At 73.4% G+C, this 23795-nt stretch carries 22 protein-coding genes; 7 read left to right on the top strand and 15 right to left on the bottom strand.

Translation table 11 applies throughout. The features are described from left to right. Nucleotides 1–26: 26 nt before the first annotated feature. On the bottom strand, nt 27–242 hold the full coding sequence (locus tag AW27_RS16055) for a CbtB domain-containing protein (RefSeq protein ID WP_037920665.1): 216 nt from the start codon (nt 240–242) through the stop codon (nt 27–29). Between the two features lie 188 nt (nt 243–430). Between AW27_RS16055 and AW27_RS16050 the strand changes: the two genes are divergently transcribed. After that, nucleotides 431–895, top strand: coding sequence for a histidine phosphatase family protein (locus tag AW27_RS16050; RefSeq protein WP_078556303.1), 465 nt, complete (start codon nt 431–433; stop codon nt 893–895). A 63-nt stretch (nt 896–958) separates the two neighbouring features. On the opposite strand, the gene pucL is transcribed toward AW27_RS16050, so the two are convergent. The 5 genes from pucL to AW27_RS16025 form a co-directional block, all read right to left on the bottom strand. After that, nucleotides 959–1876 carry a factor-independent urate hydroxylase gene (gene pucL / locus AW27_RS16045; RefSeq protein ID WP_037920666.1) on the bottom strand — a complete coding sequence of 306 codons (918 nt, stop codon included), beginning with the start codon at nt 1874–1876 and terminating at the stop codon, nt 959–961. A 261-nt stretch (nt 1877–2137) separates the two neighbouring features. Then, nucleotides 2138–3487, bottom strand: a complete 1350-nt coding sequence (locus AW27_RS16040) for an aspartate aminotransferase family protein (RefSeq protein WP_037920670.1) — start codon at nt 3485–3487, stop codon at nt 2138–2140. Nucleotides 3488–3534: 47 nt separating this feature from the next. Beyond that, nucleotides 3535–3903 (bottom strand): hypothetical protein, encoded by a 369-nt coding sequence (locus tag AW27_RS16035; protein WP_037920671.1) that lies wholly within the window; start codon nt 3901–3903, stop codon nt 3535–3537. A 201-nt stretch (nt 3904–4104) separates the two neighbouring features. Beyond that, on the bottom strand, nt 4105–4308 hold the full coding sequence (locus tag AW27_RS16030) for a cold-shock protein (protein ID WP_030030412.1): 204 nt from the start codon (nt 4306–4308) through the stop codon (nt 4105–4107). 280 nt (nt 4309–4588) lie between these two features. Then, on the bottom strand, nt 4589–5329 hold the full coding sequence (locus AW27_RS16025; RefSeq protein WP_037920674.1) for a PP2C family protein-serine/threonine phosphatase: 741 nt from the start codon (nt 5327–5329) through the stop codon (nt 4589–4591). A 154-nt stretch (nt 5330–5483) separates the two neighbouring features. Here AW27_RS16025 and AW27_RS16020 point away from each other — a divergent pair, with 154 nt between their 5' ends. The 3 genes from AW27_RS16020 to AW27_RS16010 all read left to right on the top strand — a co-directional run bounded on the left by AW27_RS16020 (nt 5484) and on the right by AW27_RS16010 (nt 7755). After that, a complete protein-coding gene (locus AW27_RS16020; protein WP_037921385.1) occupies nt 5484–5783 on the top strand; it encodes a hypothetical protein in 300 nt (99 codons plus the stop codon). Nucleotides 5784–5852: 69 nt separating this feature from the next. Then, nucleotides 5853–7229, top strand: coding sequence for an FAD-binding oxidoreductase (locus AW27_RS16015; protein ID WP_037921386.1), 1377 nt, complete (start codon nt 5853–5855; stop codon nt 7227–7229). A gap of 97 nt (nt 7230–7326) precedes the next feature. Then, nucleotides 7327–7755: a hypothetical protein gene (locus tag AW27_RS16010; RefSeq protein ID WP_037920676.1), complete on the top strand. Its 429-nt coding sequence runs from the start codon at nt 7327–7329 to the stop codon at nt 7753–7755. Nucleotides 7756–7860: 105 nt separating this feature from the next. On the opposite strand, the gene AW27_RS16005 is transcribed toward AW27_RS16010, so the two are convergent. Further along, nucleotides 7861–8424: a potassium channel family protein gene (locus AW27_RS16005; protein WP_052030364.1), complete on the bottom strand. Its 564-nt coding sequence runs from the start codon at nt 8422–8424 to the stop codon at nt 7861–7863. A 66-nt stretch (nt 8425–8490) separates the two neighbouring features. Beyond that, the gene (locus AW27_RS16000) at nt 8491–9174 is read right to left on the bottom strand and encodes a GAP family protein (protein WP_037920678.1); all 684 of its coding nucleotides are present in this window, start codon (nt 9172–9174) and stop codon (nt 8491–8493) included. A gap of 175 nt (nt 9175–9349) precedes the next feature. Between AW27_RS16000 and AW27_RS15995 the strand changes: the two genes are divergently transcribed. After that, complete coding sequence (locus tag AW27_RS15995) at nt 9350–9748, top strand: SHOCT domain-containing protein (protein WP_037920680.1); 399 nt, start codon at nt 9350–9352, stop codon at nt 9746–9748. A 73-nt stretch (nt 9749–9821) separates the two neighbouring features. Here AW27_RS15995 and AW27_RS15990 read toward each other — a convergent pair whose 3' ends face one another. The 7 genes from AW27_RS15990 to AW27_RS15960 form a co-directional block, all read right to left on the bottom strand. Beyond that, on the bottom strand, nt 9822–11207 hold the full coding sequence (locus AW27_RS15990) for a hypothetical protein (protein ID WP_236647601.1): 1386 nt from the start codon (nt 11205–11207) through the stop codon (nt 9822–9824). 125 nt (nt 11208–11332) lie between these two features. After that, a complete protein-coding gene (locus AW27_RS15985; protein WP_037920683.1) occupies nt 11333–13897 on the bottom strand; it encodes an ABC transporter permease in 2565 nt (854 codons plus the stop codon). 72 nt (nt 13898–13969) lie between these two features. Next, nucleotides 13970–14782, bottom strand: coding sequence for an ABC transporter ATP-binding protein (locus tag AW27_RS15980; protein WP_052030365.1), 813 nt, complete (start codon nt 14780–14782; stop codon nt 13970–13972). A 224-nt stretch (nt 14783–15006) separates the two neighbouring features. Further along, nucleotides 15007–15639 (bottom strand): response regulator, encoded by a 633-nt coding sequence (locus tag AW27_RS15975; RefSeq protein ID WP_052030494.1) that lies wholly within the window; start codon nt 15637–15639, stop codon nt 15007–15009. Nucleotides 15640–15731: 92 nt separating this feature from the next. Beyond that, complete coding sequence (locus AW27_RS15970) at nt 15732–17432, bottom strand: sensor histidine kinase (protein WP_236647603.1); 1701 nt, start codon at nt 17430–17432, stop codon at nt 15732–15734. A 118-nt stretch (nt 17433–17550) separates the two neighbouring features. Next, complete coding sequence (locus tag AW27_RS15965; RefSeq protein ID WP_037920686.1) at nt 17551–18297, bottom strand: VOC family protein; 747 nt, start codon at nt 18295–18297, stop codon at nt 17551–17553. 292 nt (nt 18298–18589) lie between these two features. Further along, nucleotides 18590–20659 carry a SpoIIE family protein phosphatase gene (locus AW27_RS15960; RefSeq protein WP_236647604.1) on the bottom strand — a complete coding sequence of 690 codons (2070 nt, stop codon included), beginning with the start codon at nt 20657–20659 and terminating at the stop codon, nt 18590–18592. A gap of 868 nt (nt 20660–21527) precedes the next feature. On the opposite strand from AW27_RS15960, the gene AW27_RS15955 reads away from it, so the two are divergent. Both AW27_RS15955 and AW27_RS15950 read left to right on the top strand, forming a co-directional pair. Next, a complete protein-coding gene (locus AW27_RS15955; protein WP_052030366.1) occupies nt 21528–23141 on the top strand; it encodes a sigma-70 family RNA polymerase sigma factor in 1614 nt (537 codons plus the stop codon). 159 nt (nt 23142–23300) lie between these two features. Beyond that, entirely contained in the window at nt 23301–23699 is a 399-nt protein-coding gene (locus tag AW27_RS15950) for a hypothetical protein (protein WP_157840214.1), read from the top strand. The last annotated feature ends 96 nt before the right edge of the window (nt 23700–23795 follow it).

The raw sequence follows: 23795 nt of genomic DNA, 5'->3' as shown, positions 1-23795 counted from the left end.
GGGTGGTCGGTGGCAGGGGAAACGGGTCAGTGGCAGGGGAATCCCAGCAGGTGGCGGCCGTCGTGCAGCCACTCGTGGATGGTTTCGCCCTCGAAGAGGGCGGTGGCACCCTGCTCGGCGCCGACGAAGTAGAGCAGGACCAGCATCAGGACGCCGACGAACACCGCCCAGGGGGCGAGCGCGGAGAGCGAGATGGGGGCGATGGCGGGGGCGTTCGTCGTGGGCACGGCGGAGTTGGCCATTGCAGAACCTCCAGAGGGAACACGCGTCCCGGTCAGTGGTGCGCTCGACGACGGTGGCGGGTCTGACTTGCCTCCCCTCGGGGAGGTTTCACAGTGGCGCGACCGTGCCGGATTCTCACCGGTGCTTCCGTCGTACCGTCGTCATGGACTTGTCTCGTTCGTGACGGTACCGCGCTTACGCTCCCCTTATGAAGAGTCAGTTGGTGCGTGTTCACCTCGCGCGCCCCCCTTTGGACACAGCGGCCCGTCAGGGCCGTTTCGGTCACGCGCGGCCATGTCCCGGCTACGAGGGACTGCGCGGGCCGGACGTCGGGCAGTGGGCCGGACGCACCCTGGAGGAGGTCGCGGCCGAGACTCCGCAGGACCTGCACGCCTGGCTGACGGACCCCGGGTACGCACCCCCGGGCGGCGAGTCCGTGGACGCGCTGATCGCCCGTGTCGGCGCCGAGCTGGCCGGCCTGGCCCCGGGCACACACCGGGCCGAGGTCGAGCAGGCGGTCGTACGGGCGGCCGTGGTGTACGCCCTGGAGCTCCCGACGGCGGCCTTCTGGCGGCTCGACGTACGGCCGCAGTGGGTGACCACCCTGACCGGGCGCGCCGGTCGCTGGAACCTCCTCGTCGGCCGGCCCGAGGACGAACTGCCGCACACGTAGCGGAAGACCGGGCCCGGACCCCGCGACGCGGTCCGGGCCCGACTCACGGGCCGTGCGGGCCGGCTACGCCACGATCCAGTCGGACGTCGCGATCACCGGCTGCACCCCGTCACGGTGGACGGTGCCCTCGATCAGGCCGTACATGCGGTCCGCCGCGAAGTAGACCTCGTTGTCGTTCTTGAGGCCGAAGGGCTCCAGGTCGACCAGGAAGTGGTGCTTGTTGGGGAGGTTGAGCCGCACCTCGTTGACCCTGGGGCAGTGGTCGAGCACCCGCTCGGCCATCTGGTTCAGGGTCTGCTGCAGGGAGTACGAGTAGGTCTCCGCGAAGGCCTCCAGCATGTTCTTGCGGACCTTCTTGTACGCCTGGTCCCAGTCGTGGCCGGGGTCGTCGGCGGCCAGCGCCGAGTGCGCCCAGCGCGCGGTGACCTTGGTCGCCAGGATCCGGTCGTACGCCTCCTTGAGCGTCGTGTACTTGTCCTTGATGTACCCGTGGAACTCGGAGTTCGTCGAATTCATCACCGTGAGGTCCTTCAGGCCCGAGATGACCTGGAGACCCGTGGTCTCGCTGTAGGTGATCTGCGCGGTGCGCACCTCCTGACCCTTGAGCGCGAAGGAGTGCTGCTCCTTCCGCGTCGGGACCGGGATGCGCTCCCAGGCGAATTCCTCGATGCGGATCTGGGCTTCGCGGATCGGCGCCTGCGAGGACACGAAGTGCTTGGCGAGCAGGATGCCGAAGGCCTCCGGGGACTCGATGCCGTGCTCCTTGCCGAAGGCGTACACCGTGTTCTTGGTGGTGTCGGTCGGCAGGCAGTTGGCGTTGTCGCCGGTGAGGTGGACGTCGCGGAACTCACCGCGGAGCGCGACCGAGACGTTGAGGTCGCGGATCTCGTGCCAGGAACCGTCATTGCCCTTGCGGGTGACCTTCACGATGCGGTTCTCGGCCTTGCCGTACTGGTTCTGCGCCAGGACGTGCTTGCTCATGCTGTCTTCCTTCGGGTACTCGGGAACACGGAGTCCGTACTACTGGGACCCGTACGCCCGGCGTCCAGCGGTCTTCCCGCTCCCCGCCGTTCGGCCCCGAGGGGCCGCCCCGGGACTGACGTGCATCCCGGTCCGTAGGTGCTTGGCCTGTTTTGCGTTCGCGGCCTGCACGGATTGCAGCACGTGTGCGGCGGGTTGACCACCGTACGGATCCTCCGAACACCGGCACCGCAGGATTGGGTGACCCCACAGACGCACAGGTCAGACGGTGTGTGCGTCGGCCACCGTCAGCGCCTCGTCGAGAATGCGCAGCCCCTTCTCCACGTCCTGGGGCGCAATGTTGCAGGCCGGTGCGATGTGGATCCGGTTGCCCGCGACGAGCGGCCAGAGCCCGCCTTTCTTGCACGCGGCCGCGAGCTCCGCCATCGGCGCGTTGTCCGCCCCGGTGGCGTTGTACGGGACCAGCGGCTCGCGCGTCCGCTTGCTGCGGACGAGTTCGAGGGCCCAGAACGTGCCGAGGCCCCGAACCTCCCCGACCGAGGGGTGGCGCTCGGCGAGCGCGCGCAGGCCGGGTCCGAGGAGCTCGGCGCCGGTGCGCGCGGACTGCTCGACGATGCCCTCCTCCTCCATCACGCCGATCGTGGCCACGGCGGCCGCGCAGGCCAGCACGTGCCCGGAGTAGGTCAGCCCGCCCGGGTAGGGCCGGCGGGCGAAGGTCTCGGCGATCGCCGCCGAGATGGCGACCCCGCCGAGCGGCACGTAGCCGCTGGTCACGCCCTTGGCGAAGCAGAGCAGGTCGGGGGTGACGTCCCCGTGCTCGGAGGCGAACCACTTCCCCGTGCGCCCGAAGCCGACCATGATCTCGTCGAGGATGAAGACGATGCCGTAGCGGTCGCAGAGCGCCCGCACTCCGGGAAGGTAGCCGTCGGGGTGCACGAGCACGCCGGGGGCGCCGCCGACGGTCTCCAGGATGATCGCGGCGATGGACTGGGGACCCTCGAAGACGATGGTGTCCTCAAGGTGGCGCAGGGCCCGCTCGCACTCCTCGGCCTCCGTCGTCGCGTAGAAGGGCGAGCGGTAGGCGAAGGGGCCCCAGAAGTGCACGACGCCGGCGGTCGCGGAGTCGTTGCCGAAGCGGCGGGCGTCACCGGTCAGGTTGATCGCGGTGGAGGTGGCGCCGTGGTAGGACCGGTAGGCCGACATCACCTTCGGGCGCCCGGTGTGCAGCCGGGCCATGCGGACGGCGTTCTCCACCGCCTCGGCCCCGGCGTTGGTGAAGAAGACCTTGTCGAGGTCGCCCGGGGTGCGCTCGGCGATCAGCCGGGCCGCCTCGGAGCGCACGTCGACGGCGAAGCCGGGTGCGACGGTGCACAGCCTGGCCGCCTGCTCCTGGATGGCCGCGGTGACCTTGGGGTGCTGGTAGCCGATGTTCGTGTAGACCAGGGCGCTGGAGAAGTCGAGGTAGCGGTTGCCCTGGTAGTCCCAGAAGTACGAGCCCTCCGCGCCGGCGACGGCGAGCGGGTCGATGAGCTCCTGCGCCGACCAGGAGTGGAAGACGTGCTTCCGGTCAGCGTCTTTCACGGTCGTGAGGGCGTCGGCTTCTGCGTTCATAAAACGAGAGTAGTCGTCCAGGATGTGGACACGGGGTGGGTCGCCGGTCACTTGTCGGAGTAGCTGAAATCCCCGACGGTCCAGGCACTGACGTCGGCCACGGCGATCCGGTACATGCCGCCCGTCTCGGGGATGCCCACCGGGCCCTGGAGGATGCGGGCCACGTGGAAGTGCAGGTGGGAGGGCGGTCCGGCGGGACGTCTGGGGGTTCCGGGCGAGCTGAAGACCTCGGCGAACGGGCCCAGCTGGTCGGAGTCCCGCAGGACCTCGGCCACGCGCTGGCGCCAGACGTGCTCGGGGGCGAGGCGGCCGGTGATGACGGCGCCGTTCACGACGACCGTCAGGGACATCTGATTGGTCTGCTCCGACTCGACCATGGCGGCGATGTCGCGGAGCAGGTCGTCAGGGATCGACATGGGCAGGGACTCTAGCAAGCGGCGCCGGCCGCGGCCGGCGCTTCCGCCGCGACGGCGGCCGATTCCCGGCGGGCGCGGGGCGGGCGCGCGCGGGGCGGGCATGGCCGCGGCCCGCACGCAGAGGTGCGGGCCGCGGGCCCGTCCGCCCGGACGTCGGCTTCGGTCTCGCCGTCGGCCTCGGCTTCGGTCTCCGCTTCGGCGTCAGGCGGGAACGATGTTCTCGGCCTGCGGGCCCTTCTGGCCCTGCGTGACGTCGAAGGTGACCTTCTGGCCCTCCTGGAGCTCACGGAAGCCGGAAGTGGCGATGTTCGAGTAGTGGGCGAAGACGTCCGCCCCGCCGCCCTCCTGCTCGATGAAACCGAAACCCTTTTCCGCGTTGAACCACTTCACGGTGCCGGATGCCATGCGAATTCTCCTTTGGGGCCTTGCCCGGGCCGCACTGTGCGGACCCGGCGTCGCCGAGATGATTGCCCCGACCGGACATGTGAACCGGAAATGAAAAGTGCGCCCACCGGAAGATAGGGTGAGAGCACTTGTAAGTTTTTTGGGGACCACAACCGCAACTGGCGTCACCGTAGCACAGTGATTACCGGAGAACCGGGAAAGCCTTTCCGTTTGGATATTCGGCGCCGCGCCTCCCGATATACGGTCCTGAAATCCAATGAAAGGTCGTACGGTCATATGGTCAGGCCCCGATGCGCAGCAGTGCGAGGGTGATGTTGTCCGGGCCTCCCGCGTCGATCGCGGCCTTCCACAGTTCGAAGGCCGCTCTGCCGTCGTCGTGCACCCGCAGCAGTTCCTCGATCGTGTCGTCCGGCACCGGGTCGGTCAGCCCGTCGCTGCACACCAGGTAGCGGTCGCCCTCCGCCAGCGCGAAGGTCTCGATGTGCGGGGTGATCGCACGGCGGCCGCGGCTTCCCCCGAGCACCTGCGTGACGGCCGAGGTGGTGCGGTGGCCGGGCGCCGGGGGCGGGCTGTCGTCCACGCTCACCTGGTGCAGTCCGTCGCGGGCCGCGTGGAACACCTTGCTGTCGCCGACGTTGAAGGACAGCAGCGACTCGGTCAGCACGAGCGCACCCGCGACGGTGGTCCCCATCGCGGTCAGGTCGGGCCGGCCGTCGGCGGCCGAGTACACGGCGTCGTTGCACAGGTCCAGCGCGTCACCGACGGCCTCGGCGCAGTTCAGCGTGGGGCCGAGCGAGGAGAGCTGGCGGACCACGAGCTCGCTGGCCACCTCCCCCGCCGGCTGCCCGCCGAGCCCGTCGGCGACCGCGACGACCAGCGGTCTGCCGAACGGGAACACCAGCGTCTGGGGGTTCTGGGTCACGGTCCCGCACAGGGTCCACGGCCCGATCACGAGGCTGTCCTCGTTGTGCTCGCGGACCAGCCCGACATGGCTCAGGGCGGTCACAGCTATGTACGCCACTCGACGTCCCGCCTCTCCGCAACGGCACCGGAAGACGCGTCCTTCGCCACCATTGTCGCGCCGCTCCGGCATGCGGGGCGCGGTCTGCCGGAGGACGCTGGTCCTGGAGCTGCCCGTCTCCCGACGGCGGCCGGGCCAGGAAGGACTGCCGCAGATGTTCGCGAGGCTGAGCACCTACCAGGGTTCCCCCGTCCCCGCGGAGGGAGACCTGGAAGCGCATTCGGAGGAGATCGTCCGGCAGGTGCGGGACGCGCCCGGCTTCCGGGGCGTCTACTACCTGGTCGACCGGGCCACCGGTCAGGCCAGGTCGCTGACCCTGTGGGAGGACGAGCGGAGCATGCGGGACAGCGAGGAACTCGCCGACCGGATCCGCGAGGAGACCGCCCGACGGGAGGGGCAGCAGGTCGTCAGGGTCGAGCACTTCGAGGTGGGCTTCAGCCATCTGGGGCCGTAGCGGCAGCACCCGGCGCACGCGTCTCGGCGCGGCGTGAGAGCGACGTACGAAGGACGAGGAGCGATGGTCATGGGCAAGCTCTCGATCGACCAGCTGCGGGAACGCGTACGCGGAGCGGTCGTCACACCCGGCGACGACGCCTACGAGGAGGCGCGGGCCGTCCACAACGCCATGATCGACCGGAGGCCGGCCGCCGTCGTGCGGTGCGCCAACACCGGGGACGTCATGGCGGTGGTGGACTTCGCGCGGGAGAACGGGCTGGACCTCGCGGTGCGCGGCGGCGGCCACAGCGTGCCCGGCTTCGGCACCTGTGACGACGGCGTGGTCGCCGACCTGTCCGGCATGCGCGGGGTGCGCGTCGACGCCGCGCGCCGCACGGCCCGTGCGGAGGGCGGCGCGACCTGGGGCGACTTCAACGCGGCGACCTACGCCTACGGGCTGGCCACCACCGGAGGGATCATCTCGACCACCGGCATCGGCGGACTCACCCTCGGCGGCGGCATCGGCTACCTGTCCCGCGGACTGGGCCTGAGCTGCGACAACCTGATCTCGGCCGATGTGGTGACGGCGGACGGCCGCGTCGTGGTGGCGAGCGAGGAGGAGAATCCGGACCTCTTCTGGGCGCTGCGCGGCGGCAGCGGGAACTTCGGCGCGGTGACCTCGTTCGAGTACCGGCTGAGCCCGGTCAAGGACATCTACGGCGGACCGATGCTCTTCGAGTTGGACGACGCCGCCACGGTGCTGCGGTCCTTCGCCGACTACATCGCCGACGCCCCGGAGCAGCTCGGCGGCTTCCCGGCCTTCCAACTGGCCCCTCCGCTGCCGTTCATCCCGGAAGACCGGCACGGCGACCCCTTCGCCCTGATCGTGGCGTGCTGGACCGGGCCGCTGGACGAGGGTGAGCGGGCCCTGCGGCCCTTCCGCGACATCGCGCCGGTGGTCGCGGAGCACGTCGGCCCCATGCCGTACCCGGCCCTCAACAGCGCGTTCGACGCGCTCGTTCCGCCCGGTCTCCAGCACTACTGGAAGGCCAACTTCGTGACGGAGCTGACCGACTCCGCGATCGAGGCGCACCTGGTGCACGGCCCGAAGGTGCCCGTCGTGAACTCGACGGTGCACATCTACCCGATCAACGGCGCCTGCCACCGCGTCGGACCGGACGAGACGGCCTTCGCCTACCGCGACGCCAACTTCGCCACCGTCATCGCCGGGATGTGGCCGGACCCCGCGGACAACGAGGCGAACACCGCCTGGGTCCGCGACTACTACGAGGCCACCGCACCGCACTCGGAGGAGGGTGGCTACATCAACTTCATGGCCGAGGACGACCAGAGCCGCATCAGGGCCAACTACAAGGGGAACTACGACCGTCTGGCCGAGGTCAAGCGGACCTACGACCCGGGCAACCTCTTCCACCTGAACCAGAACATCCAGCCCGCCGCCTGAGGGCGTGCGGATGCGGAGCGTGTCCGGTTGTGCATAGTTTGTCGTGGTACCGGAAGATCCCGTACGCCTGGTTTGCCTGATCGAGGAAGGCCCCTCCATGAAGCGTTTCCCGGTGGTCGGTGTGCTCTGCCTGAGCGCGGTGTTCGGCCTCAGCGCGTGTTCCGACGACAGTCCCTCCCCCGCCGAGGAGGCCACCGAGGCCGCGGCCGCCCTGTGCACGGACCTGAACGCCCTCAAGGCCGACAACGCCAAGCTGAAGGCCCTGGATCCGGCCGTCGCCACCAAGGACCAGGTCAAGGACGCCTACGACGCCGTCCAGCAGGACTGGGAGAACGTCAAGGAGAACGCGAACAAGCTGAAGGACGCGGAGCGCGAGGCGGTGCAGTCCGCCGCCGAGAACCTCAAGAAGGGCTATCAGGATCTGCCGGGCGACACGACCGGCCAGGCCGCGCTCACCCAACTGCAGCCGCAGATCCAGTCGCTGGAGCAGGCCACGGCGGCCGCCGCCTCCGGTCTGAAGTGCTGACGGCCGGGTGACCCGCCCGCCGTTCCCTTCCTTCCGCGCAGAAAGGACCCCGTCCGCTTCCCGGGCGGGGTCTTCGCACGACGCGCAGCGCCGGGCGGCGACGGCTCAGGGCTCCTCGTCGTCCACGAACGGCGGTCCGCCGTGGCCCCGGCCGCCCCGCCTGCGCATTCCGACCTTCATGGCGCCGAAGAGGGCCTTGGCGATCACGCCCACCACGATCAGGTCGGCGATCATCTGCACGGTGACCAGCACCCGCCCGGTCCCGGTCGTGGCGACGATGTCGCCGAAGCCCACGGTCGCGAACACCGTGACCGTGAAGTAGAGGGCGTCCGTCCGGTTCAGGGGCTCGGTGAAGCTCGCCGGGACGTTCTCGGACAGCATGAAGTAGGTTGCGGCGAAGATCACCAGGAAGAGCGGTACGGCGGTGGCCATGGCCTCGAGAGCGCTCAGCCGCGGATACTCCGACCGGGTGATGGCGCTGACCTGCCAGACCGTCAGCAGGGTGAAGGCGAGCAGGCCCAGCACGAGCGTGAGGAGCGTTACGACGCCGAACCCGCCCTCCAGCGGCGCCAGGTAGTACAGCCCGGTGAGCACGACCACCGAGCCTGTCGCACGCAGGCAGTGGCCGACCAGGGCGCGCCGCCGGCGGCGGGCTGCATTGCGTTCCATGCCTTCAGGAGAACGGCCCGGACCGCATCCGGCGACCGGAGCACCACGCCCGTCCGCGGGCCGCCGTCAGCGCGTGAGCTCGTACAGGCTCCTGCCCACCAGCCACAGGCCCAGGACGAGGCAGGCGAGGACGATCGCAGGGTCCTTGTGGTCCGACAGCCACGCCCGCATCCCGGTGAGCGCCAGCGCGGCCCGCTCGGGCGCGAACACCATGAACAGCTCCATCGCCAGGAGGGTGGAGGAGGCCAGGACGCAGAAGCCGAACAGGGCCAGGTACGTGGCGCCGTCGGACAGGTTCGCCTCGACGACCGTCGCGGCGGCCGCCCCCACCATCCCCCACGGCTGGAGGAGTACCGCGATTCCGGCCGCCGACCACGCGGACGCCCGGTCCATGCGGGAGAGCGCGCGCGGCTCCTCGGCCGGTCCGGATCCCGCCCCTTCCGCGTCCGGGGCGACGCCCCCCACCGGGCGCCGCCGGCGCCGGTGTTCGGCGTACCCAACCAGCGCGATGCCGATGGCCAGCCGGACCGCGAGGCCCGCGGTGGACGGTGGGGAGCGCGGCGGCGGGGGCTGGCCCCCGGTGAGGAGGAGGACGACGGCGATCACGGCGACGAGGCAGCCCAGCCAGGCGAGGATGAAGGCGAGCCCCTTCCACAGACCGCCGGGCGCGGACACCACCAGGACGAAGGCCATGATGGGCAGCGGATAGAGCGTGATGATCAGCCCGATGACGATCAGGTCAAGCACCATCGGCTTTTCCCCGTCGGTGGGTCGGCCCCTCCCCGGGAAAGGGGAAGGCAGTGCTCATGCGTCCATGGTCGCGCCGTCCCGCGCACGGGTGCAAAAGATGCCCCACCGGCTCCGCATGCGCCGTGGCGGAGCCGCCTGTATCAATGGAGTACCACGCGCATGATCGGAGTCGGATATGGACGACTATCCACTTCTCAACCTCTTCTGGACGATGCTGTGGTTCTTCCTGTGGGTCATGTGGTTCTTCCTGCTCTTCAAAGTCATCACGGACATCTTCCGTGACCACAGCCTGCACGGCTGGGGGAAGGCGGGATGGCTCATCCTGGTGCTGCTCGTCCCCTTCATCGGCGTGTTCGTCTACGTCATCGCCCGCGGCCGCAGCATGCACGAGCGCGACGCCAGGCAGGTCAAGGAGAACGAGGCGGCCTTCCGCTCGTACGTCCGGCAGGCGGCCGGCAGCGGCAGCGGCAGCGGCGGCAGCGCGGACGAGCTGAGCAAACTCTCCGCGCTCAAGGACAAGGGCGACATCAGCCAGGAGGAGTTCGACCGGGCCAAGGCCAGGATCCTCGCCTGAGCCGCACGACCCGGGGCGGGTCCCGTCCCGCCCCGGGTCGGGGCCTGCCCGGCCTCATCCGCGCGCCGACCGGTCACCGGCTCCCGGCTCCCCGGTCACCCGGTCCCGGTGCCGCCCCCGCAGCGGGCGCCGCTCCGGCTTCCGTGCCGTCGGCGATCCGGCCGCCGGCCGCCAGCAGGGCCAGTACGGCGAGCACCACCAGCAGGATCAGCACCAGCAGCAGCACGGTCAGTACGGTCGGGTGGTTCCACAGGGCGAACACGAGCGCCACGGCGAGGAGCACGCCCACCGTGAGCGCGTGGCGGTGGGCCTCCACCCACCGGCCCGCCGTGCCGGTGTGCACCCCGTGCCCGGCGCCCCAGCGCGCCGCGGAGTCGGCCGTACGGTCGGCCCGCCCGCGCACGCCGCGCGGCAGACGGCCGGCGCCGGACAGATAGGCGCCGAGCGCCACGACGATCCCGAGGACCATCGCGGTCCGCAGACTGACCCGCAGGAAGCGCACCAGCGTGTCGAAGACGGCCGCTGCCGCAGCCGGGGACTGGACCTCCGCGGGCAGGTGGTCGAGGTAGTAGTGGCGGCCCACCACCAGGGCGACGGCGACGAGCAGGCAGGCGAACGCGGCGCACAGCGCGGTGGTCACCAGGGCCCGGCGCCGTCGCCGGGCGAGCAGCACGCCGGCCGCGCCGAGGACGACCGTAATGACGGGAAGCCAGTTCCCGAGGACGTCGAGCAGGTGCACCGCGTTCCGGACACGGCCCAGCTCGTCGCTCTGGAAGAGCACAAGCTGCTTGTCGACCTCGGGGATCTTGTCCGCCGGGGAGACCCCGGCGGCCACGAGCTCTTCCTTGACCTTGTCGACGGCCTCCCCGACATCGAGCGTCACGGTGCCGCCGTCGACCCCGACCGCGCCGCGGCCCTTGCCGGTGAGCGCGTGCACCACGGCGGCGTGGGCGGTGCGGTTGGCCACCGTCCACACGTCCTCGAACAGGTCGCTCTCCACGATCCGGGTCGCCACCCCGGAGACGACCTGGTCGGCGGCCGCGTCCAGCTGGGGGCCCAGCAACTTGACCGCCGAGCCCACGCTGGGCGGCAGCCCCTGGGACTCCAGCCACTTCGCCAGGTCGGCCGTGATCCGGGAGCCGTCCACCTTCGCATCGGCGGCCTCCGTGATGCGGTGGACGGCGGCCTGCTGGATCGCCGGGTCGGAGGCGAGCGGCCGCACCGTGGCGACGTACCGGTTGGTGTCCAGCACGATGTCGTGCACCCACACGGTGAGCAGGGAGACCGGCACGAGGATGCACGTCAGCGTGATCAGCACGGCCGAGAGGGCGCTCTTGGCGATCCTCCCCCCGCGGGATCCGCCGCCGGGGGCGGCCGGCGGGGTGGTCGGCGGGATGGTCGGCGGGGTGGTCGGCGCCGCCCCGGGCGGGTCGCCGGGTGACGGGGACGGCTCGCTCATGGCACTCCCGGGGACGGCTGGGCAGCGACGGGGCGCGGCGGAAGGCCGCGCCCTGCCATTGGACCCGGACCGCCACGGGACGCGCCTGTTCAGCTGGGCCCTCCAGGTGACGGCCCTTCGGCCTGCTACGCGTCGGAGACCGCACGCAGCGGGCTCAGCGCCGCCGCCCGTCGGGCGGGGACGACGGCGGCCGCCGCGCCGATCGCCAGGGACAGCAGACACACCAGCAGCAGGGTTCCCCACGGGACCACCAGCGCGTAGTGGGTCATGGCGCCGTTGGCCAGCGAGCCGACGGCCCAGGCGCTGAACACGCCGGCCAGCAGTCCCAGCAGGGTCCCGAAGGCGGCGACGATCACGGCCTCCAGCCGGATCATCCGCCGGACACCGGCCCGATCCATGCCGATGGCGCGCAGCACGCCGATCTCCCGGGTCCGCTCGGCGACCGACATGGCCAGGGTGTTCACGATGCCGAGCGCACTGATCACGACGCCGATGGCGAGCAGCCCGTACATCAGGGTCAGCAGGTCGCCGACGCTGCCCGCGGCCTCGCGGACGAGGGCCTGCCGGTCCTGGACCTTCAGCAGCGGGTTGCCGCCCACCGCGGTGCGCAGCCGCTTCCCGACGGCGTCGGAGGCGGCGCCGTCGTCCGTGCGCACCAGGACCCGCTGGGCGGATCCGGGCAGGACGCCGTGCTGCCGCACCTCGCCGAGGTCGCCGAGCGCGTCGCCGGCCACGGGGTTGTCCTGGTAGACGCCGACGACCGTGTACGGGGTCAGGTCCCGGCCGCGTCCGATGCGGGCGGCGACCCGGTCGCCGGCGGCGAGGCCCTGCTCCCGGGCGAGGGAGGCGGAGACGGCGATCCGGCCCGGCCCGAGCCCCTTCGCGGAGCCGTCGACGAAGTCCAGCTCGATGACCGCGTCCACGACGGCCGGGTCCACCCCGGCGATCCGACGAACCCCGCCGCCGACGAACAGCGACACGTCCGCGACGGCCGCCGCGGTCCGCACCCCGGGGGCGGCGGCCACCCGCCGGACGGCGTCCGGGTCGATGCCCGCGGTGGGCGTGCGGGTGCCGATCACGTAGTCGGCGCCGAGTCCCGCCGCGGCCTGCCGGTCCAGGGCCTGCGCAGTGGAGTGGCCGACGACCGCGAGCCCGGCCACCAGCGCCGTACTGACCATCAGGGCGGACGCGGTGGCCGCGGTGCGCCGCGGGTCGCGCAGCGCGTTCTCCCGGGCGAGCCGGCCGACGGCCCCGAACCGGTCGACCGCCCGGCCCGCCAGCCGGATCACCGGCGCGGCGAGCAGCGGCGCGAGCACGATCAGGGCGACGACGAGGAGGCCGCAGGCGAGCATCGCGTCCTGGAGGTTGCGGACCGAGGCGTCCTTCACCCCGCTCAGCGACACCAGCAGCCCCGCGCCGAGGACGAGCGGGACCAGCCCGGCGGCGGCGCGCAGCCGCGAGCGCGTCGCGGACGGCGGCCGGTGCGCCGAGCGCATCGCCTCGACCGGCGCGACCTTCGCGGCCCTGCGGGACGGCAGCCATGCGGCGAGCACCGTGACGCCGACGCCGACGCCGAGCGCGGCCGCCACCGGACGCGGGCCGATCACCAGCGGCCCGTCGGGCAGCGCGTCCTGCGCGGTGCTGAGCAGGCCGGGCAGGACGGCCGCGACCCCGAGGCCGAGCAGGAATCCGGCGGCGGAGGAGACCAGGCCGACGAGCGCGGCCTCGGCGAGCACGGAGCCGGTCACCTGACGCCGCGAGGCCCCGATCGCCCGCAGCAGCGCGATCTCCCGGGTGCGCCGGGTCACCAGCATCGTGAAGGTGTTGACGATGAGGAAGGAGCCGATGAACAGCGAGATCCCGGCGAAGACCAGCGGCAGCTTGGCGTGCCCCCGGGTCAGGGTGCCGACGTAGAGGGCCTGCCCGGCGGCCTGGGCGGCGCCGGTGGTGGCCTCGGCCCGCCCGGCGGGCAGTACGGAGGCCACCCGGCCGGAGAGTTCGGCCTGGCTCGTGCCGGGCGCGGCGGCCAGGTCGATCCCGGTGTACCGGCCGGGTGAGGCGAACAGCTGCTGGGCGGTGGCCCGGTCGAACAGGGCGAGGGTGCCGCCCGCGGTGACCCGGGTGTCCTGCGTGGTCACGATGCCCACGAGCCGCTTGGCCATCACGGGGCCGTCGGTGGCCAGGGTGATCGTGTCGCCGAGGCGGAAGCGGCCGGCGGCGGCCGTGCCGCGGTCCACGGCGATCTCCCCGCCGGTGCGTGGTGCGCGGCCCTCGACCAGCGGGTAGCGGCTGTCCCGGCCGTCCGCGCCGGGTACGTGGGCGGCGCCGAGGTTGGCCCAGGCACGGCCGGCCCGGAGCGGGGTGCCGTCCGAGGCGGACAGGGTGGCCGAGCCGTCGGCGGCGGGCCGTACGGCGGCGACACCCGGTACGCCGGCCAGCTTCCGTACCAGGGCGTCGTCCAGGACGCTCGTGCGGTCTTCGCCGGGTGGTGCGTCCGGGGCGTCCTTCGGGGTCACGGTCACCGCGATGCCGGCGAAGTTCTTCGAGGCGGCGGCGCGGTAGGCGGCGGCGGAGGAGTCGGCGAGGACGAGGGTGCCGGAGACGAGGGCGACACCGAGACAGACCGCGAGGACGGTCATGGCCAGACGGGCCGTGTGCGCGCGCAGGTTGCGCAGGACTGTTCGCAGCATGAGGAGCTTTCAGGGTGCGGGGTGCGGGGTGCGGGGTGCCGGGAGACGGGGAGACGGGGGGCGGTGAGCCGGTCAGCGGGTGCGGTGGCCCGCGCCCTCTCGGTGCATCCCGCGCCCGTCCCCGTCCCCGTTCCCGCGCCCGTCCTCGACCCCGAGCATCAGGTCGAGGACGGCGGCGCAGGACGGCTCGTGCAGTTCGTCGACGACGTGGCCGTCGGCGAGGAACAGGGCCCGGTCCGTGGAGGCGGCGGCCGCCGGGTCATGGGTGACCATCACCACCGTCTGCCCCAACTCCCGTACGCAGTCGCGCAGGAAGCCGAGGATCTCGGCGCCGGAGCGCGAGTCGAGGTTCCCGGTCGGCTCGTCGGCGAAGACGATCTCGGGGCGGGAGATGAGCGCCCGCGCCACCGCGACCCGCTGTTGCTGGCCGCCGGAGAGCTCGGCCGGGCGGTGGCCCAGCCGGCCCGCCAGCCCGACGGTGGCGACGACGGCCTCCAGCCAGGCGGCGTCGGGCCGGCGCCCGGCGAGCCGTAGCGGCAGCGTGATGTTCTCCAGTGCGGTCAGGGTGGGCAGCAGGTTGAACCCCTGGAAGACGAAGCCCACCTTGTGCCGCCGCAGTGCGGTCAACTGCCGGTCGTTCAGCGAGGACAGCTCGGTGGCGCCGATGCGAGCCGAGCCGGAGGTCACCGTTTCCAGTCCGGCCAGGCAGTGCATCAGTGTGGACTTGCCGGATCCGGAGGGGCCCATGACGGCGGTGAACCTGCCCCGGGCGAAGTCGACCGTCACCGCGTCCAGGGCGGTGACCCGGGTGTCCCCCTTCCCGTACACCTTGGTCAGACCGGTGGCGCGGGCGGCCGGTTCGGGGGAAGGAGAGAACTGAGACATGGGGACTCCGCCTCGGGTGCGAGGAGCGATGGTCCGCACCCGACAAGGGCGGCCGGACCGGGGGACGCATCCATGCTCACCGTCCTGACCTGCGCGGACATCGTGCTGGAGGCGGGAGTTGAGCTATGTCCCGAGGAAGGCGGGGGGCCCGCCGCCTCTGCCTTCGGGCACAGCCGGGGCGGGGCCGCCTCCGCCTTCGGGCAGAGGCCGGCGCAGGGCCGCCGTCAGGAGGCCAGGCCCGTCCGGTGGGCGAGGAGGGCCGCCTGTACCCGGCTCGCCGAGCCGGTCTTCTCCAGGATCGCGCCCACGTGCGTCTTCACCGTGCCGATCCCGATGCCGAGCCGTCCGGCGATGTCCTGGTTCGACAGACCCTCGCCCAGCATCGAGAGGACCTCTCGTTCCCGTGCGGTGAGCCGCGCGATCCGCTCGTCCGCGGGCGCCGGTGCGGACCCGGAGCCGTCGCGGCCGCCGACGCGCAGCATCCGGGCGATCACCGACCCCGTCACGCCCGGGGAGAGCACGGAGTCGCCCGCGGCGGCCGCGCGTACCGCGGCGATGAGCTCCTGCGGGCCCTCGTCCTTCAGGAGGAAGCCCGCGGCGCCCTCGCGCAGCGCCGTCAGGACGTTGTCCTCGTCGCCGAAGGTCGTCAGCATCACCACGCGCGGCGCGGGATCGAGGGCGAGCAGCGGTGCGATCGCGGCCAGGCCGTCGCACACCGGCATCCGGATGTCGACCAGCGCCACGTCGGGCAGGTGGGCGGCGGCCAGTGCGACGGCCTGCCGTCCGTCGGCGGCCTCGGCGACGACGTCGATGTCACCCGCATGCCGCAGGATCAGGCGGACGCCGTGCCGGATCATCGTCTCGTCGTCGGCGAGCAGGACACGGACGGGCCGGAGGGGCCGGGCGGGCTGGGCGGGCCCGGTGGGTCCGGTGGGCGGGACGGGCTCGGTCACGGGATCTCCCAGGGAGTGGAGTCCCGGACGGCCGGGACGTCGAACCGGTCGACGGCGATCAGCCGCTGCGCCGCGTCGAAGCAGTAGCGGGCGATGAGCAGGCCGCCGGGGCGCCGCTCCGTGGCGCCGTTGAAGGGGTAGAGGCAGCCCGCCGCACCGGCCGGACGCGGCGGCTCGTGGCCGGTGGCAGCGGCCCGTACCGCGCCGTTGTCATGAACGCCGAGCGCCGACACCTCCCCGTACGTCATGCCGACGCGCGGCAGCGGGGCGGGCCCGGTGCGGCCGGACGGCTGGGCGGCGTACACGAAGGCGATCCCGACGACCATCAGCGCGGACAGCGCGGCCAGCCCCAGGCCGAGCGTCAGGAACGCAGCGGTCCCGCGCCCGTCGGGCCCGGCCGCGGGCGGTCCGGCCGCGGGCGGTCCGGTGACGGGCGCTTCGAGGGTGGACGGTGGCCGGGAGGCGTCTGGCGCGGATGCGGTGCGCCCGGAGGCGGGGCCGCCCGCGGGCTCGGCCGGCAGGGCCGCCGCCACCCGGAAACCGCCGGACGGCAGCGCGGCGGCTTCGAACGTCCCGCCGAGCAGTTCCACCCGCTCGCGCAGTCCGGTCAGGCCGCGCCCGGTGCCTGCTTCCGCCACGGGCGCCGGCGGCCCGGGGCGCGCCCCGTTGCGCACACCGACCCGCACCTGCCCGCCGCCGTGCCGGACCGCCACGGTGACGTGCGCGTCCGGCGCGTAGCGGTGCACGTTCGTCAGGCCCTCCCGTACGACGCGGTGCACCGCCCGCCGGACCGGTGCGGGGCGGGCGTCGAGGTCCGGTCCCATCCAGTCGAGCCGCACCGCGATCCCCCCGTCGCGCGACTGTGCGACCAGCGCCTCGATGTCGGTGCGCGTGCCGGTGGCGTCGGTGAGCGGATCGGGCCCGGTGTCGCGGCCGAGCGGCCCGAGCACGCCGAGGGCCTGGCGCAGCTCGCGCATGGCGTCGCGGGTGGTGCGCCGCACCAGGACGGCCTCCTCGCGCAGCTCCGGCGCGGCCCGTTCCAGAGCCAGTTCCAGCCCTCCGGCGTGCAGCGACACCAGGCTGAGCCGGTGGCCCACCAGGTCGTGCATCTCGGCGGCGATACGGGACCGCTCGTGGATGCGGGCCTCGCTGTCGGCCAGCCGGCGGGCCCGTTCGGCCGCGTCACCGCGCTCGCGCAGCGCCCGTACCAGGCGGCCCTGCTGCCCCTGCGCCGTGCCCACCAGGCCCGGGACGACCACGGCGGTCGGCGCGAGGGCCAGGCCGAGCGCCAGCCCGTACGCCGCCGACCCGGGGCCGAGCCACGGCCCGGCCGCCGTCGCGCAGACCACCAGGAGGAGCCCGGCGCAGGCCAGCAGCCGGGCCCGCAGCCGCGGCCGGGCCGTCCGGCGGGCCACGCAGTAGGCGGCCGCGGCCGTCACCGGCCCGACGGCCGGCACCGCTCCGGCCAGCGCGGCGAGCGCCGTGAGCAGCACGGCCCCGGGCAGTCGCCGGCGTAGCGCGAAGAGCCCGGTGCCCACGGCGAGGACCGCGAGCTGGAGGGACGGGTGGGGCAGGAACCCGAGGCGGCCGACGACCGCGTACACGCCCAGGCCGAGCAGGCCGGCGAGGCCCGCACCGGCCGTCCGCGCGACCGGGCGGCCGCGGGCAGGGTGCGGCGAAAGGCTGATGGGTCCCACGCCGACCAGTATCGATGCCGGATTCCGCGCCGGCATGGGCCGCGCGGACGATCCGCCCCTCTGCCGAAGGACAGAGGGGCGGGGGACGGGGGGGGGATCGGACGGGGACGGCGCCCGGTCAGAAGGGGACGGCGACGTCCGGCCCGACGATCCCGAACAGCGCGCCCTCCGGGTCCCTCAGGGTGATCTCGTGCGGGCCGGGACCGGCGTCCGCCACCGAGACGGTGCTGCCGCCCAGGGAGGTCGCCGCCTTCACCGCGGTCTCCGGGTCGGGCACCCGGAAGTGGACGTGCCAGTGCGGCCGCAGGTGCGGGTCGGGTGCCTGGGCGAGCGTTCCGCCGTGCAGGCGGGCCACCGTGCGGCCCGCGTGGCGGAGCAGGATGCGGTTGTCCTCCTCCACGTAGGCGACCTCGCAGCACCCGGTGTGGGCACCGGCCCATTCCAGGACCTCGCCGTAGAAGATCGCGGCGTCGAAGGCGTTCCTGGTGCGCAGTTCGAGCCAGGCGGGCGCGGCCTCCCCGCCCATGCCCCAGTCGGGGATGGCGTCGCCCTGCCAGATCCCGAAGACCGCGCCGTCGAGGTCGGCGGCGAGCGCCGCGCGTCCCGTACCGAAGGCGAGGGGGCCGACGGCGACGGTCCCGCTGCGTTCGAGGATGCGCGAGGCGGTGACGTCGGCGTCGTCGACGGCGAAGTACGGGGTCCAGGTGACGGGGACCGTGACACCGGCGGGCACCGAACCGAGTCCGGCCACCGGGATCCCGTCACTGAACCCGACGGCGAAGCCCTCGCCGAGCCGGTCGCCGCCGAACCGCCAGCCGAGGACGGCGCTGTAGAAGGCCTGTGCGGCACCGACGTCGCGGGCCATGAGGCTGACCCAGCAGGGTGCGCCGAATGTTTCGTGACTCGATGTCGACACGCCTGTCATCCCCATCCGCCGGTGCGGCCCCCGGATGCCCCTCCCACGGTACTCGCGGGAGCTCCCGGGAAACGTCGGCCAACATCCTCGTGGTGCCACTGCCGCCGCCCACGCCGACACGGCGACCGGCACCCCACCCGGCGGAACGCCTCCCGTACGCCGCCGGTCGGCCGGTCGCTCGTGCTGCCCGCCTGCCCGCCTGCCCGCCTGCCCGCCTGCGCGCCTGCCCGTCTGCCCCGCGTCACGGGTCGGGGCGGATGAGCAGCAGGGCGATGTCGTCGTGGTTGCGGGCGGGGTGCCCGGCGTGGCGCAGGAGGCTCTGGGCGAGGTCGTCGAGGTGGTGGACCGGGGTCCGGGCGAGGTGTCGGGCGAGGGCTTCGGTGGTGTCGTCGATGTCGGTGCCGGGGACCTCCACGAGCCCGTCGGTGTACAGCAGGAGCACGGCGCCGGGCGGGAGCGGGATGTCGGTGGTGGGGTAGTCGGCGTCGGGGTCGATGCCCAGCAGGAGTCCGGGGTCCAGGTTCAGGACTTCGGTGTGTCCGTCCGGGTGGCGCAGCAGCGGTGAGGGGTGTCCGGCGGTGGCGAGCCGGGCGCGCTGGTGGGCGAGGTCGAGCCGGACGACCAGGCAGCTGGTGAACAGTCCCGCGTCGAGGTCGGTCAGGAGGCGGTTGGTGCGGGCGAGGAGTTCTCCGGGTGAGGCGCCGGCGGCGGCGTGGGCGTGGACGGCGGTGCGGACCTGCCCCATCAGCGCGGCGGCGGCGGTGTTGTGGCCCTGGACGTCGCCGATCGCCGCCGTGGTGGCGGTGGGCGTGTGGATCAGGTCGTAGAAGTCGCCGCCGATGTCCATGCCGTGGCGGGCGGACTGGTAGCGGGCGGCGACGCCGAGGCCGGGGACCCGGGGCAGCGCGGGGGGAAGCAGGCCGGTCTGCAGGGTGTGGGCGAGGGTGTGCTGGGCGTCGTACAGGCGGGCGCGGTCCAGGGCCTGGGCGATCAGTCCGGCGAGGGAGGCGAGGAGGGCGCGTTCGGCCGGCGGGAAGGGGCGGGGCTGGTCATAGGAGAGCACGAGGCATCCGGTGTTGCGGCCGGAGGCGGTCAGCGGCAGGAAGGCCCATGCGTTCCTGGCGTCGTGGCGGGGTGCGCCGGGGTAGGCGCGCCGGAAGTCGGCGAAGTCCGGGAAGAAGAGCGGCTCGCCCGTGGCCCGCGCGTACGCCGTCGGGGTACGGGAGTCCAGGGGCGTGCCGTCGAGGCGGTCGACGAACTCCGTGCTGTAGCCGCGCCGGCCGATGACGTGCAGGCGGCCGTCCTCGACGACCATGAGGACCAGGCCCTGCGGGCCGAAGGCGGGCACGATCTGGTCGGCGGCCGCGTCGGTCACGTCACTGACGCTGGCGGCCTCGGCGAGGGCGGCCGCCAGGTGGGTGAGGTGGTACAGCCCGAGGGCGCCGAGCGACTCGTCGGACGGCGGGGCCGGTGAGGCGGCCGTCCGCCGCGGGGCGGGTGTGATGTGGACGCTGATGCCGCTGTCGTCGGGGTAGAGCTGGAAGAGCAGGGGCCGGTCCGGGGGGCGCACCGCGGTGAACGAGGTGGGCCGGCGGGTGACCACCGCCGCGCGGTAGCTCTCCTCGCTGACCGGTACGTGCAGCCACGGCACTGCTTCCCACGGCCGGAGCCCCCTGAGGGAGGCGGCATCGGCGCCCACCAGATCGGCGCCCGCGGAGTTGAGGAAGGTGAGCCGGCCCTCCAGGTCCAGTGCGCAGCAGCCGAGGGGCAGGCGTTCGGTGAACCCGAGTGCGGCCGCGGCCCGGTCGGGGTCGGCCGCCTCGGGCGGTGCCGGAAGGTAGCGGGGTTCCTCGGGAGGCAGCAGCGGGTCCCCCTGGGCGGCGGCCCGCTCCAGGACGAGTGCCGTGCGCCGGCAGCACGCGGTGACGGTCGCGCGCAGGCGGCTGCTCAGGTGCGGAGGCTGTTCGACGGGCCACACCAGCGCGAGGCCGCCCCACGCCCGAGTGCCGCTGAGGAAGGGAACCGCGGCGAGCGCGAAGTCGTAGGGGAGGACGATGCCCAGTTGCGGGTAACGGCGCGCCACCTGCTCGCCGCTCTCCAGCCAGATCGGACGGCGTTGGCGCATGGCGTCCGTGACCGGGGTGGCGGCGTCGACCGAGGAGCGGGACCAGGGCGCGGCGATCTGCCGGGACACACCGGACAGCAGGGTGAGCCACAGCAGCCGGCCGCCGGGCGGCAGGAGGTACAGCAGGCCGGCCGATGCGCCGGTCTCGCGCACCACGTCGGCCATGAGGGCTTCCACCTGCTCCATACCGGCGCCGGGTCCTGGGGCACGGAACGACGATCGCATCATCACCACCCGGTTCTCACGGTGACCGGTCCGCGCACGCGAGGCGGGGAGCCTCCTCCGCCTCCTCCGTGCCGACGTCCGGCCCCGCTGTGCACGGGCCCCGGCCGATGCCTGTGGCCCGCTTCGTCGGTTTCGTCCCGCTCACCGACCGCCCCGCGGCCTTCCGAGCCCGGACCGACCGCCACCGCGGCGGCGCCATAGGTGATGAATCCGCCTGATTCAGCCCATATGAACACAGTACGCACGCGTACGCGGGGTGGCAGCTTGCGGACGCGCGGCGTCCCCCATCGGCGCGGGCGGCCCCGTCCCGCCTCCGGAGGGTCGCCCCGCTCGCATGTGGATAACGGTTCGGTAACGCCGCGGGAGGGGGTGGAGCGGAGCGCATCGGTCCAGTTGAACGCCTCGCGAGAAGAAGGTTGAGGAAGTACATGGACGACGGCGGATGGGACCGTGCTGGTCCGGCGCCGGAGGGCGGGCCCCCGGACCGGGTGATCGCCCCCGATCGCCCGCGCGCCGGATCCTCGGCCCCGGTGCGGCCGAGGCTCTCTGCGAGACCGCCCCGCGCGGGGCGGGGTCGACGCCGTTCGGCCGAACGGCGGCGGCCCCGCACCGCACCCGCCGTCACACCCCCTTCGGCGCCCTCGGAACATCGCGGACGCCCCACCCATGGAACGTACGTCTATTCTCGTCGGACGACGCCTGCCGGAACTCTGGATTCCGGTAGGGCGCAACGGAATCGAGCTGCCGCCGAGCCTCCTGCGCGGGGCTGCCGCCCGGTCCTCCCGGAGCACCACGCACTGCGCCGTCCGGCCCGATTTCAGGAGCACCAATGACTGAGCACGCGGGGCTGTCCGTCGCCGAGCGGTCGGACGAGGAACTGGCGGAGTCGATACGCGGCGGTGCGGAGGAACGGGCGATGGCGGAGCTGTACGCCCGCCATCGGTCCGCCGTGCTGGCGTACGCGCGCACCTGCTGCCGCGACGCGCACACCGCCGAGGACCTTGCGGCCGAGGCGTTCGCGAAGACGCTGGAGGCGGTGCGGTCGGGCGGGGGGCCGACGGGGCCCTGGCGGCCGTATCTGCTGACCGTCGTCCGGCGTACGGCCATGGCCTGGGCCGACACGGCCCGTCGGGCCGAGCTGACCGAGGACGTCGAACGCTGGGAGCAGGCCGTACCGCACACCGGGGGCGGTGAGGAGTTCGCCCTGCGCGGTGAGGAGGACGACCTGGTCCTGCGCGGCTTCCGCGCGCTGCCCGAACGCTGGCAGGCCGTGCTGTGGCACACGCTGGTGGAGGAGGAGAGCGCCCAGCGGGTCGGCGCCATGATGGGCCTGAGCGCCAGTGGCGTGTGGTCCCTTGCGGAGCGGGCCCGGGAGGGGCTGCGCGAGGCCTACCTCTCGGAGCACGCCCACGGCCCCCGGGCATCGCACGAATGCCGCCGTCACAGCCCCTTGATGGCCGCGGCGGTGCGCCGGGGCCGACGCACCGCCGGGCGACGACTGGACCGCCACCTGGGCGACTGCGGTTCCTGCCGCAAGGCGTTCCACGACCTGACGGAGATCAACTCCCGGCTGCGCGTGGTGCTGCCCGGCGCCGTGCTGCTGTGGGGCGCCGAGAAGTACCTCTCCTCGTACGCCGTCACGGCCGCCGCCGCGGGAGGTGCGGGCGCGGCCGCCGGTGGCTCGGGCGCGGCTGCCGGTGGCTCGGGCGCGGCCGCCGGACTCCCCGCCGCGAAGCTCGTCGCCGTTTCACTGGCGGCCGCGACGGCGATCGGCGCCCTGGCCTACGTCGTCGTCCCGGAAGGGGCCGACACCAGGAGGGCCGCTCCGCCGGTCGTCCGCGAGACGTCCGGGCCGTCGCTGCCAACGGGGACGGCGGGACCCGCCGCCACTCCCGAGGCCACCCGCAGCCCCGCCCCCGGCTCCTCCCCCTCGGCGGTGCCGAGCATCCCCCTCGCGCGGACCGCACAGGCCGCCGCCGCCGTCGTCGCGCCCGCCGGCCCCGGCGAACGCACCCGGCTGCGGATCGACGCGACGGGGATGTGCATGGAGATCCCGGGGGGCAGCGGGCAGGCGGGAGTACAGCCGCGGGAGGCGGCGTGCACGGGCGCCGCGTACCAGGAGTGGGACGTGATCGCGCAGGAGAAGCGCCGTCGGGTGATGCTGCGCAACGGGGGCACCGGCATGTGCCTGACCCACACCGGCAGCACCGCGAGCGGCGCGCCGGTGCGGCAGGCCCTCTGCGACGCCACCAACCCGCTGCAGGTCTGGAGCATCAACCGGCACGACGACAAGGGCACCGCGGGCATCTTCACCAGCGACAACATGTACCTCGGCCTCAAGCAGTGGGCTCCCGCCGCCCGGGGGGAGGCGCACGACCCGCTGATCGCGACGAGTCCCCACTACTACCTCTCGCCGTCCCTGCACTTCCGTACCGACTGGTGAACCCGCCGGACGGCGGCTCCGCCGGTCCTCCCGCGCCCCGGCAGGCGCACCGCGCGCCGGACTCCCACGGGTAAAGAATCCGCAAAGCGCCGGGAGGTCCGGCGGCACGCGCCGCTCTCTGCTCGTGAGGAGCAACGGTCCAACGGAGTGCGGAGCATCATGGGACTCAGCCTGAATCGGCTTGCCGGAGCGGTGGCCGTGTCGGCGACGCTGTTCGCGGGCACGAGTGCGGTGGCCCTGCCGACCGCCGCGGACGGCGTGCGGGAGAACGGCGTTCTGCGCGGGTCGGCCGGACCCGCGTCCGCCGCCACCGGATCCCTCACCCGGGCCGGCGCGGGACACGGCGGGCCCGGCTCTCCGCAGGACGGGGCATCGCGCACCGCGGACGCCCGCACCGCAGACGCCCGCGGCGCGGACGGCGCACGCCCGGCCGCCGACGACGCCGACGACGCCGGCGCCACCGCCACCGTGCTGAGCACGGCAGTCGCCGCCTCCTCCCTGCTCCTCCTCTGCTTCTTCCTGCTGCGGGGCGGCCGCCACCGGCGCACCGGCCGCTGACCCCTGGATCCGGCCGTGCCGGGCCGCCCCGCGCGGAGCCGGATCCGGCCCCAGGCCGGCTTCCGGGCCGGTGGCACGCCGTGCCGCCTGCCCGGA

The sequence above is a fragment of the Streptomyces sp. PCS3-D2 genome (assembly GCF_000612545.2).
In the GTDB taxonomy this organism is placed as follows: domain Bacteria; phylum Actinomycetota; class Actinomycetes; order Streptomycetales; family Streptomycetaceae; genus Streptomyces.
This window is presented reverse-complemented; position numbering and strand designations above follow the sequence as displayed.